The 12,168-nt window shown below is 63.5% G+C and carries 5 protein-coding genes; 1 reads left to right on the forward strand and 4 read right to left on the reverse strand.

The window, feature by feature from the left end:
• Positions 1-10: 10 nt before the first annotated feature.
• From ABGM93_RS08765 to ABGM93_RS08780, 4 genes are read right to left on the reverse strand one after another with little or no spacing between them, the layout of a single operon-like run.
• A complete protein-coding gene (locus tag ABGM93_RS08765; RefSeq protein WP_321505382.1) occupies positions 11-5,770 on the reverse strand; it encodes an SDR family NAD(P)-dependent oxidoreductase in 5,760 nt (1,919 codons plus the stop codon).
• A gap of 13 nt (positions 5,771-5,783) precedes the next feature.
• The gene (fabD, locus tag ABGM93_RS08770) at positions 5,784-8,156 is read right to left on the reverse strand and encodes an ACP S-malonyltransferase (RefSeq protein WP_321505384.1); all 2,373 of its coding nucleotides are present in this window, start codon (positions 8,154-8,156) and stop codon (positions 5,784-5,786) included.
• A complete protein-coding gene (locus tag ABGM93_RS08775) occupies positions 8,153-9,802 on the reverse strand; it encodes a cyclic peptide export ABC transporter (RefSeq protein WP_321335695.1) in 1,650 nt (549 codons plus the stop codon). Before ABGM93_RS08775 ends, fabD begins: the two co-directional genes overlap by 4 nt.
• Positions 9,803-9,805: 3 nt before the next feature.
• Positions 9,806-11,440 (reverse strand): cyclic peptide export ABC transporter, encoded by a 1,635-nt coding sequence (locus tag ABGM93_RS08780; RefSeq protein ID WP_321505386.1) that lies wholly within the window; start codon positions 11,438-11,440, stop codon positions 9,806-9,808.
• Between the two features lie 353 nt (positions 11,441-11,793).
• Here ABGM93_RS08780 and ABGM93_RS08785 point away from each other — a divergent pair, with 353 nt between their 5' ends.
• Positions 11,794-12,150, forward strand: a complete 357-nt coding sequence (locus ABGM93_RS08785; protein WP_321505388.1) for an acyl carrier protein — start codon at positions 11,794-11,796, stop codon at positions 12,148-12,150.
• The last annotated feature ends 18 nt before the right edge of the window (positions 12,151-12,168 follow it).

Here is a 12,168-nt window from a genome sequence, read left to right on the forward strand (position 1 = left end):
CGCTCATCCGTCAGGGCGGAAAAGACCAGAAGGTCCGGCTCGTCCTGCGCCTCGGGGCGCTCTGCAGCCTGATGTTCCTCGATGATGATGTGGAATTCATGCCGCCCGCGCCGATGGAGGTGACGCCCGCGCGGCGTGGCAATTCATGGCCTGCCTCGTCGATCAGCCGTGTCCAAGGGGCCAGTTCCCGCTGGACGTAGAAGGGCGAGGTCGCGAAGGGAATATCCGGGTTCAGCGTTTCGGCGTGGAGCGAGGGCGCGAGCTGGCCGTGCTTCAACTGTGCCAGCACCTTCACGAGGCCCGCCAGCCCGGACGCGCCCAGAAGATGGGCGACATTGCTCTTCACCGTGCCGATGGGACAGGCCTGCACGGCGTCCGTGTGCTTGCGAAAGGCTTGCGTCAGCGCCTTGATCTCGATCGGGTCGCCCAGCGCCGTGCCCGAGCCGTGGCCCTCGATATAGGAGATGGTTCCGGCTGAAATCCCCGCATCTTCCAGCGCGCGCTCGATTGCCGCCGCCTGCTGGTTCGGATTGGGCACGGTGAAACCGTTGCGCACGCCCGCGTTCGAAATGCCGGAACCGGTGATGACACCGTAGATATGGTCGCCGTCGCGTTCGGCATCGGCCAGCGTTTTCAGCACCAGCGCGCCGACGCCTTCGCCCAGGATCGTGCCTTCCGCGCCGAGGCCATAGCCGCGGATGACATCGGCCGATTTCGTCGTGAAATGTTCCTGCGAGGTGGCGATGAGCTTTTGGGGATGGAGCAGCAGCGAAACGCCGCCCGCCAGCGCCATATGGCAACGGCCCGCGCGCAGCATGTGCACGGCCTCATGCACGCAAGTTGAGGACGCCGAACACATGGTGTCGAGGAAATAGGACGGGCCGGTGAAACCGTAATAATAGGAGACCATGTTCGGCACGGTGCCGGTGTAGCTTCCGCTTGCGAGCGCGCCGCGCATCAGCATGTTCTGGAAGCCGTAGAGGTCGTATTCGTTGGTCATCGAGCCGACGATGACCGCGACCTCGCCACCGAATTTTCGCGCCATGGTCTCGCGCGAATAGCCCGCATCCTCAAACGCTTCCACGCTCGCCTGAAGGAAGAGGCGCACCTCCGGCGACATGAGTTCCGCTTCCGCCTGCGAGATGCGGAAATAGCGCGGGTCGAACTTGTCAATATCGGGCAGGAAGCAGCCGGTCTTCACCACCGTCTTGCCGAGAACGTCGCGCTCGGGGTGATGGATCGCGGCATGATCCCAACGCGCGCGCGGCACGGGCTCGAAGCCGTCCATGCCTTTCGACAGCATCTCCCAGAAGGCATCCTGCGTGTCTGCGTTGGAGACATGCAGCGACAGCCCGACAATGGCGATGTCGTGACGGTCGTCGGAGGCGGGTTTTTGGGGCGCGGGGACGGGTTCAGAGACGACCGCTTCGACAGGAGCGGCTCTGGCCGGAATGGCGGACTTGGTGGCGGGTTTCGCGGCAGGCTTCAATTCATCGGCAAAGAGGGTGCGCAGCGCGCCCCCGTGTTCCGCGACCAGATGGCCCGCGACGCCTTCCAGATCGACATATTCGAAAAACAGCGTCTTGGACAAAGGCCCCAGCGCCTCTTCCAGCCGGTTGGTGCTCTCCACGATGGCGATGGAATCGAGGCCGTATTCCTCAAGCTTGCGGTTGGCGCGGATGCGCGCAGCGTCCATTTCCAGAACGTCGGCCAGCGTCTCGCGCACGAGATCGATGGTCTTTTGACGAAGCGTCGGGGGATCGATATCGGGAGCGGCTTCGGGGGACCCCTCGGAAGTGGAGATCTCGGCTTCCGGAGTTGCGCTCTCTGCCTTTTCCGGCACCTGACCGAACGCGCCCAACACCTCGTCGATGCGCCCCAGATCACCGTAAAAGACAGTGCTGCGCGGGGCGCCCGTGCCGGAAAGGACCGCTTCCAGCGCCTCGATCCCCGCCTTTTTCGGCAGGGGCGTCAGGCCGAGGCGGCGGCGTTGGGCATCTTGCGTGGCGGCGTCCGCCGACATGCCGCCCTCTGCCCACAGCGGCCATGCGACGGCCACCGTCCTGCCCGGGGCATCGCTCAGCGAGCGTGTTTCGGCAAAGGCATCCATGAAGGCGTTGGCGGCGGCGTAATCGGCCTGCCCGGCATTGCCAAAAACGGCGGCGATGGACGAACACAGCAGGAAGAAATCGAGCGGCTGTTGTCGCGTCGCGCGGTCGAGGTTCACGGAGCCGGAAACCTTGGGCGCGAAAACGGAGGCCGCCTTTTCGGGGCCCTGCGTCAGGATATAGCCGTCATCCAGGACGCCCGCCGCATGGAGGATGCCCTTGAGCGGACCGAGGGTTCGGGAAACCTCCTCCACCAGTGCCGCGACGGCCCCCTGATCGGTGACGTCGCAAGGGCGATAGAGGAGGTCCGCACCACGCCCGCGCAAGGGCGCAAGCCATGTCTCGGACTTCGGGTCTGTGGTCTCGCGGCGACCGGTCAACAGCAGCTTTCGCGCGCCGCGCCCCACCAGCCACTCGGCGAAGATGCGGCCCAGACCGCCGAGCCCACCGGTGATCCAGTAGACCCCTTCGGGGTCGATTGCGCACAGATCGGCCTCGCCCTGAACGCTATCTGAAACCGGAAGCCATGCCCGGCGCATGCCGCCCGCGTCATAGCGCAATTCGGTGAAGGTGTCCTTCGCCGCCAGTTCGGCCGCCGCAATGGAGCGAAGGCGGCCCGGTGTGATCTTGCCCGCAATCGAGATCACGCGGCCTGAGATCTTCGGGCTTTCGGTGGCTGCGGTTTTCAAAAGACCCGCCAGCGGCGCGATGGAGGGTGCGGGAAGATCGGCTGCGGCGAGGACGAGGAAATTGACCGGTTCGGCAGCGCGCGCCTTCAGGGCGGCTCTGACGGAAGCGCGCGCCGCCTGATAGAGGGTCAAGGCGGCCGCCGCCTCATCGAAACCCGAGATGTCCGGCAACACCTCCACCGTCCAGCGGGCATCTTCGGTAAGGACGGCCACGGTTTCTGCGTCGAAACCCGCCAGAAGCAGGCGAACCGTCGCCGATGGGCCATCCGGGTTCAGATGGAGCGGCATGGACTGCCAGGTTCCATCGGTAACGACCGGTGGCAGGGTCTCCTCGTCTGGAGCTCGTCTCTCCGTCTTCAAAACGCGCAGCGCCAGATCGCGGAAGGCGACGCGGGGATTGCCGGACTTGTCGAGAAGCTCGATATCGAGCGTACGCACCGGCGCATCCTCGCCCTTGCCGGGGCGCATCGTGACATGCGCCCACATCACCTGTTCACACGGCCCGAAAACCTCGATCCGGCGGCAGGCGAAGGGAACTGCGGCGCCCTTCGGGGCTTCGCTGCCCGTCGCCACCCATGCCTGAATGGCGGCATCGAGAAGAACCGGGTGAAGCGGCATGGCCTGAAGTGACGGGGCCAGACGACGCGGCAGACGGATCTGCGCCAGAACCTCATCGCCCTGACGGGTCACACGCGACAGGGCGCGGAAGGCGGGGCCATGATCGACGCCGCTTGAGCGCAGCCAGTCGTAGCAAAGAGACGGCTCGACCGGATCGGAAATCCGGGCCTTCAGGGCATCGAGATCGCGGGCTTCCGGTGTGGGCGCGTCAGTCAGACGGCGGATCGTGCCGGTGGCGTTGGGCGGGGTTTCGGTGTTGGACGGGCTCTCGTTCTGTGAAACCATGCGGAGGATGAAGCCGATTTCCCCCGCCACGCCGCGTTCCAGCACGGTTTCCACCGTGATCGCTTCGCGATGCTCCAGCAGGATTGGCTTGCGCCAGACCACATCCTCCAGCGCAAAGGCATCCTCGGTCAGCCCGCCCGCAAGCGTGGCTGCGGCCCGCGCCATTTCCAGACACGCCACACCCGGCAGGACCATGCGGCTCTCCACGTGATGATCGGCGAGGACGAATTCGTCGCCGGTCAGCCGGGTCTCGAAACGGCTAGCCTCAAAACCGGAGGTGTTGCGGTGGAGAAGCGGATGGGGGACCGGGCTCTGGTCCTTCGCGCCCAGGGAAAGATCGAGCCAGTGCCGCTTGCGCTCGAAGCCGTAGACGGGCGCATGGATGCGGCGGCCCGCCTTCGGCCACACCACATCCTCGCCGGCAGCCCAGCGGCGGGCTTTTGCGAGCCCCCCGTCGCCTTCGATGCCTGCGGGCAGCACGCCATCATCCGGGCGGCCTTCAATCAGAAAGCCGCGAAGCGCGCCTTCAAGTTCAGCCAGATCATGGGCGCAGAAGACGGCGCGGGCCTCCATCGGCTCGCGCGCCCATTGGTAGGTGTGGGCGACATCGGCGAGCGCGACCGCCTCCCGGTCCGCCGCTTCCACAAACCGCAGAAGGGCTGCGACCGCATGGACGAGGCGGCCCTCGTCGCGGGCGGAAAGCGGGACGGCGTGGAGGCCTGTCGCGCTGGATCTGTCAGCGGGCTCCGGAGCGGGTGGTTCTTCCACAAGCACATGGGCGTTGCTGCCGCCAAAACCGAAGGAACTGACGCAGGCAAGTCTCGGACGATCTTCGCGGCGCGGCCAATCGGTCGGCCGGGCCTGAATGCGGAACGGGGAGCCCGCGAGGTCGATCAGGCTGTTCTGCTCGCAGAAATCCACATTGGCGGGAAGCCGTTCGTGCTTCAGCGCGGCCAGAACCTTGACGATGCCCGCAACGCCTGCCGCCCCTTCCAGATGCCCGATACTGGTCTTGACCGAGCCAATGCCGCAGGTCTCTGGGCTGAACGTGACCTTTGTCTCCGCAGCCAGCGTCTCGAAAGCCTGTTTCAGCCCGGAAATCTCGATCGGATCGCCGAGCGGGGTGCCTGTGCCATGGGCCTCCACATAGTCGATCTTGTCCGGGGAGACGCCCGCCTCGCGGTGCACCTCTGCAATCAGGTCTGCCTGCGCCGCCGGGTTGGTGACGGTGAGCGAATTCGTGCGCCCGCCATGGTTCACACCAATGCCGCGGATGACGGCGTGGATCGGGTCCTTGTCGGCCAGGGCCTGAGACAGCGGCTTCAAAAGCAGCACCGCCCCGCCCTCGCCGCGCACATAGCCGTCGGCTGCCTCATCAAAGACCTTGGCACGGCCATCGCGCGAGAGCATCCCCGCCTTGGAAAAGGCGATGAAATGGTTGGGCGACCAGACGAGATTGACGCCGCCTGCCAGCGCCATGTCGCAGGTGCCGTCCTGCAGCGCGCGCACCGCCTCGTAAAGGGACGTCATGGAGGCCGCGCAGGCGGTGTCGTTGGTGATGCTGGGGCCGTGGAAATCGAAGAAATGCGAGACCCGGTTGGCGATGATCGAAAAGGCGATGCCGGTGGGTGTGTAGGCATCGACGGTCGCCAGGTGTTTTTCGGCCAGTTCCGCGTAATCCCAGTGGCACACGCCCATGAAGACGCCGGTGCGGGAGCCTGCCAGTTCAGACGCGCGATAGCCCGCGTCTTCCAACGCCTGCCAGGACATTTCCAGCGCAAACCGCTGTTGCGGGTCCATCCATGCGGCCTCGCGCGGCGAGATGCCGAAGAACTCCGCATCGAAACAATCGGCATGCTCAAGGAAGCCCGCCCGGATGCTGACGGTCTTGTCGCCTTTTGACGGATCGCCGTGGAGATCCTTGGCGCTCCAGCGTTCAGGCGGCACCTCGGTGATCAGCGAGGTTTCGCTGGCGAGATATTGCCAGAACCCGTCAAGGCTCTCGGCTCCGGGAAGGCGCAGGCCGAGCCCGATGATGGCAACCGGTTCGCGTTTGAAACCCCTTGCCATGCGCGCCGTCTCCCTATCGCACCAGCGCGGACAAGCGGCGGCTCAAGAGATCCGCCGTTTCGCCCAGCAATTGGAGGCCAATGGTGTCGGCATGGCGATTGCGCCAGCTTTCAAGCTCCGTTCCCGCCACCCATTGATTGAAGGCGCCCAGCGCCGGGCCGCAATGGATCTGGAAATCGACCTTGCGGCTCATTTCGCCCGTGAGCGCCCACTCGGTGGTGTCGCGATAGTAGCGCTTGAAAACCAGCGACATGCGGTGTTTGGGGCTACGTTCGGCGCGTTCGATCTCGGCAGGGCCATAGACCTGCGCCACATCGGCGAAGACATCCTCGAAACTCCGCCCGAAATAGCGCTCCTCGATCTGCTTCCTCAGCTTCGGATCGATTTCATCGAGGCTTTCGTGCTGACGGTAAAGCGAGACCAGCTTTTCGGCCCGCGCGGGGAAGAAGACGCCCTTTTTGAGAACCTGCACCTTGGAGCCAAGCTCGAACATCTCCCCCGATGGTGCATAGGTCGTGTCGTAGACATTGATGCCTTCCAGCATGTCCTTGACCGCGTCGCTGGTGCCCGCCTCCACCGTGCACTGGTTGATGGAGCCGGTGACGATGAAATCCGCGCCCAGCACGAGGACGGCGGCGGCTGCCTCCGGCGTACCAATACCGCCCGCAGCGCCCACGAAAAGCGGGCCGAAATCGGGGAAGCGGACTTGCGCCGCATCGCGCAGCTTCACGATCGGCGGGATGAGCGCGAAGGGCATGCCCTGATCGGTGTGACCGCCGGAATCCGCCTCCACGCAGATCGCATCGGCCATCGGCACCCCACGCAGCATCTCCGCCTCATCCGGCGAGATCGTGCGGGCTGCGAGAAGTTTCTCGATCACGTGCTCTGGCGCGGGGGCCAGGAACTGCGCGGCGACATCGGGACGCGAGACCTTGGCGATGATCCGGTTCTTCGCGCGGATGGCGCCGTTCACCCGCTCAAGCCCCTTCGCCCGGTAGCGCGCCAAGGCCGGCGTCACTTCCATGAAGGCAGCCGCTTCGACGATTGTGACACCTTCCGCGATCAGAAGATCGGTCAGCTCGTCTTCCAGATGCGGGCGGTTCAGATGGGCGATGAAATTGACCCCGAAAGACGCGCCTTCAGGGATCGCCGCCCGGATTTCGCGGATGGCCTGGCGGGTCTCAACCAGAGGCAGACCGGCGGCACCGAAGACGCCCAACAGACCCGCCTTCGCCATGCGGATGACTAGCCCCGTGGAGGCGATGCCCTGATACATGGCGCCAGAGACATAGGGGTAACTGAGCCCAAAGAGATCGCAGAAGGCGCGCGAGCCGAGGGTGTCCATCGTGACGCGGCCCAGACTATGCGTGGCCCCATTCATCTTTTGCGGCAGAGGTTCGGATGGCTCAGGCTCGATGGGTTCGGATGGCGCGGGCGGTTCGGGCGGCGCGGGCGGTTCGGGCATCTCGGCCTTTGCCTGGTCCGCCGCAGCTTCTTCCGCCGCCAGGTCCGCGGCATCAAGCGGACCGGCTTCCAGTTCCGTGCGCTTGAACATGGGGCGCACGACCGGCGGGCCCGCGGGGCCGATCTCCACCGCATCGGCAAAGGCGACCCCCTTGGCCATCAGATAGCGCAGACTTTCCGACCAGCGCACGGGCGCGGTGATCTGCTCGATCATGCGGCGGGCGATCTCGCGGTCCACATGCGGGCGGGCTGTGACGTTGGAGATGACGGGCACGCTTTGCGCTGCGAACTCGAACCCCGCGATAAAGCGTGAGAACTCCGCGCGCGCCTCTTCCATGATGGGGGTGTGGAAGGCCCCGCTCACCGGCAGCACCTTGTAGTGGCTGGCGCCCGCCTTCAAAAACAGCTCTTCCGCCTCATGGACCGCCTGCCGCCTGCCGGAGACGACGATCTGCTTCGGCGTGTTGAAATTGGCCGCAAAAATGTCGGTGATGCCTTCGGCTTTCAAAAGCGCCTCGATGGCTGAGGCTTCAAGCCCCAGCACCGCCGCCATGCCGCCTTCGCGGGCTTCCGCCATCAGCGCGCCGCGTTTTTGCACAAGGCGCAGGCCGGAGGCGAAATCGAGAACGCCGGAGGCGAAGAGCGCCACATATTCCGACACGCTGTGACCGAGCAGGTAATCCGGGTCCGATCCGGCCTCTTCCCGATGGGCCAGATATTTCAGGGCATTGACGACATAGAGCGCTGGCTGGGTAAACTGGGTCTGGCTCAGCTTTTCAATCGGGCCTTCGCGGCAGAGCTCCGCCAGGCTGTATCCCAAAATGTCATCGGCCACGCGAAGCCGATCGGGGTAGCGGGAGAAAACGCCCTCCCCCATACCCAGACGTTGCGCACCCTGGCCGGGGAACATGCAGACGGTCATTCTGCCTCCAGCTCGGCTTTGGTTTTGACCCATTCGATCTGGCCCAGATCCAGCTTCACCACACGATCGGCAAGCGGCCAGTATTTCTCGTCATGGGTCGTCGCAATGACTGTTTTCCCCTGCTCGCGGAGCCGGGGGATCAAAATGTTGTAGAAATGGTCGCGGAAAAGGACGTCCTGTTCCGCCGACCATTCGTCAAAAACATAGACGGGACGATCTTCAACGAGGGCCGCAATCAAAGCAAGGCGTTTGCGCTGGCCGGTGGAGAGATGAAGCTGGTCGAAACGACCGTCCTCGAAGGTCACCTTGTCGGAAAGACCCATATCCGCGATCAGCCGGTTCACCCGTCCGGGATCCACATCCTCGACCCCGTAGAGCCGGTCGAAGAGATGGAAATCGACAAAAACGGAAGAGAAAAGCTCGCGATACCCGGCAATCGCCTTGCCGGAGACGGCGGCCTCATCCACCCCGATCCAGCCGGACTGGACGGGATAAAGCCCGGTCATCATGCGAAGCGCGGTCGATTTCCCGCTGCCATTGCCCCCAACCAGAAAGACCACCTCGCCGCGCGTGATGGTGAGATTGAGCGGGCCGACCACATAGGCGTCCGGGTTTGTCTGGTCGTAGCTGAACCGGGTGCCATTGAAGGTGATGGTGGAGAAATCGAGGAAGGCGGGCGCATGGCGGCGCGCCTCTTCCGGCGTGGCGGAGGCGCCTTGCGACAATTCCTTGTCGATTGCGAGGATCGACTGAAGCCCGACCTCGGCGCGCAGGAACATGGGCGACTGGGTGACCGTCTTGCCGAGCGTCCCCATGCAGAACAGCAGCACCGGCACGAGCTGGAAAATGGTCGCCTTGTGCCCGGCCACATAGTCCGGGAAGGCGAAGGCGACGATGCCGAGCATGGAGAACATGGTCACGCTGCCCAGCATGATGAGCGAGACCCAGTGTTCCACCGAACGCACCAGAAGGCGTTCCAGCACCAGCGATTTCTTGCGATAGGCAGCCCCCACCGCTTCGCTGCGCCTAGAATTCAGCCGCAGTTCCTTGGACCCATGGATGATGTCGAGAATGGCGTCGAGCATCTTCGCCTGCATCTTTTCGACAAGACGCAGGATCTCGCGGTAGCGGTTGTCGATGACCTTGTAGCCCAGAACGCCCGCGCCCACCGTGATCAGGAAGACGAAGAAGGCGGCGGGCGAGAGATAGAGCAGGTAGAGAAGCGAGACGACGAGCAGCACGACCTGCTGGATGGCATCGACGATCAGCGGGAAGGTGACCGAGAGGTGGTTGGTCTCCTTGGCGACCAGATTGTAGAGGCGGCCCCGGTCGAGCTTGTCCACCACCAGCAATTCGGATTTACGCAGCTTGTCGGCGATATCGAGCCGGACGCGGTTCAGCAGCTCTTCGATGATCGCCATGGAGCGGACCAGCGCGAACTGGTTGGTGATGTAGTAGAGCGCGAAGATGCAAAGGAACGAGACCCAGTCGACAAGACCGGGCCGCTGGGCCGCGGCAACCGTCTTGGCGACATTGGTCACCACCACGATCAGGCCGGCATTGGCGCATCCCGCCACCAGCGTCAAAAGCCACATCTGGCGGCGTTGGCCCGGCTCGGCGCGCCCTATGAAATCGCGCAAGACCATGGCTCAGCCCTCCCCTTCAGGCAGGATGGAGCCGAGATCGAGCGAGACGCGGCGGTCGCAGTGGTTCCAGTAATGATCGTCATGGGTGACGGCGAGAACCGTCTTTCCGCGCGCCTTCAGATCGGCCAGAAGCTCGGTATAGAAGACCTCACGGAAATGGGCATCCTGATCGGCGGCCCACTCATCGAAGATGTAGATCTCGCGGTCTTCCAACAGCGCGACGATCAGAGCGAGGCGCTTGCGCTGGCCGGTGGAAAGCTCGCTGGTTGAAAAGCGCCCATCCTCAAACCCCACCTTGTCGGAAAGCTCCATCCGGGCAATCAACCGCTCCACCTCGGCCTGATCCACATCCTCCAGCCCGTAGAGACGGTCGAAGAGATGGAAGTCGGTGAAGATGGAGGAGAAGATCTCGCGATAGGACTGGCGGTTCTCGTCTGCAATCTCCACGCCGTCGCACAGGAGCCTGCCCGTTCCGGGCTTGTAGAGACCACACAGGAGTTTCAGTGCGGTGGACTTGCCGCTGCCATTTCCTCCGGTCAGAAACACGGTCTCGCCGCGCGCAAAGGACAGGTTCAGCGGGCCAGTCTGGAAGGTGATGTTGCCCGCCGCATCGATGTAGCGAAACGTTGCGTCACTCAGCTCGATTTCCGAAAAGCCCCGGAAGGGCGAGTTTTCACGCGGGTCCTTGTCCGCCTTCGGCAGCGCCCCCTCGTCGAGGCGGGCTTCCAGCGCATAGACATGGCCAAGGCCCGCTTCGGCGCGGCTGACAAGGCGCACCACGGAGATGATCGCCGCCAAAGGCCCGAGCGAGAAAACCGAGGCCGCGGTGATCTTGTAGATCGTGTCGGTGTAGCCTTCGAAGAAGACCGGCAGCACGAAGACCACGACGCCGACCAGAAGGAAGATGAAGGCGTTGGAGAATTGCAGGAGCGCCACCCAGCGCCCGCCAAGCCGGATCACCACGTCGCGCAGGCGACCGGTCACATCGGAGAAATGGTCGTAGAGCGCCTCGTTCTTGGCGGCATTCAGACGGATTTCCTGAAAGCCGAGCGTGAAATGCATCAGGCTGTCGAGCATTTCCGCCTCGCGGTGATGCACCTCCACCAGAGATCTGGTGAGCGCACGCTGGCGGGCGATGAAGAAATGCGCCCCGAGCGCGGTGAACCCCACGATCACCACGAAGGACATCAGGGACAGGGTGGCGATGTAGAGAAACAGGAAGAAGACCAGAAGCGCGCTCTGGGCCGCGCCGATCAGGAGCGGCAGCGTTTGGGACAGATGATCGGTTTCCTGCGCGACGGTGACATAGACATCGCCCTGCCCCAGCCGCTCAAGGGTTCTCAGGTCCGACTTGCGGATCTTATTGACGATGCGCCGCCGGGTCATTTCCAGCCGCGACTGGACGAAATTGTTCGCCTGATGCAGCGCAGACCGGTTGGAGATGAGAAAGAAGGTCAGCGTCAGGACATAGACGACCAGCAATTGCAGATCGACCGAGACCCCGATGAGCGATTGTTCCGCCGCTTCGTTGACGAGGCCGACCAGCCCGGCATTTCCAAAGCCCGCAAGGGTGGCGAGGACGAGGACCATCCTTCGGCTGGCGGGAGGTCCGTCGCGGAGCAGGCGGAAGATATTCATACACACCCTGCCATTGCCGACACATCCGCCCCCAACCGGAAACACGTGATCCCACCGTCGCATGACTGAGAAATCCAGCGCATGCGGGCGGGCATACTGGCGGGCGGCACTCAGGCAAGCCCCCCCGTATCCGATGAACTTTCAATGCTATGCGGCGGACAGGGCGCGCGCAACCACATGCCCTCGTATCTGCACATTATATTGCAGTAATTATCTGCAATTATACCTATGGTTAACGCAAGGTGACGTGCGAAACCCTCCCAAATCGGGCAGGGCTGCATCCTTCAGCCCTTTATCGGCGCGTTTTTCGTGCAATCCTTGAAATAAGCCGCATCAAGGACTGTCGCCGCTGCGTGGGATTGGCTAACCTTACCGGGAGCCAAACCGATCGAGAACCGGCGCAAAATCAACCGGCTATCTTGACGGGGGCGCTGCTTGCAGTTTTTGCGGGGCATTCGCGCGTCATGGATAAAATTCGTGAATTTATCGAAGAACAATTTCTTATCGAGTTCGATGAAAGCTTTCCCGAGACGTCGGATCTGTTCAAGGAAGGGGTGATGGATTCCTTCGGCTACATCCAGCTGATCCGCTTTCTGGAAAAGGAATTCGACATCAAGTTCACCGAGCAGGAGATTACCGGCGGTGTGATGGTCAGCCTGACCCAGATCGAACAGGCCGTGCAGCGCAAGGTGGCGGCGCGCGCCAGTTGATGACCCCGGACGAGTGGT

The sequence above is a fragment of the Breoghania sp. genome (genome assembly GCF_963674635.1).
GTDB lineage: Bacteria > Pseudomonadota > Alphaproteobacteria > Rhizobiales > Stappiaceae > Breoghania.

Excerpts from the sequence above, each read along its gene's own strand:
- ABGM93_RS08765 (WP_321505382.1), bottom strand. The coding sequence starts at position 5,770 with ATGGCAAGGGGTTTCAAACGCGAACCGGTTGCCATCATCGGGCTCGGC.
- fabD (WP_321505384.1), bottom strand. The coding sequence starts at position 8,156 with ATGACCGTCTGCATGTTCCCCGGCCAGGGTGCGCAACGTCTGGGTATG.
- ABGM93_RS08775 (WP_321335695.1), bottom strand. The coding sequence starts at position 9,802 with ATGGTCTTGCGCGATTTCATAGGGCGCGCCGAGCCGGGCCAACGCCGC.
- ABGM93_RS08780 (WP_321505386.1), bottom strand. The coding sequence starts at position 11,440 with ATGAATATCTTCCGCCTGCTCCGCGACGGACCTCCCGCCAGCCGAAGG.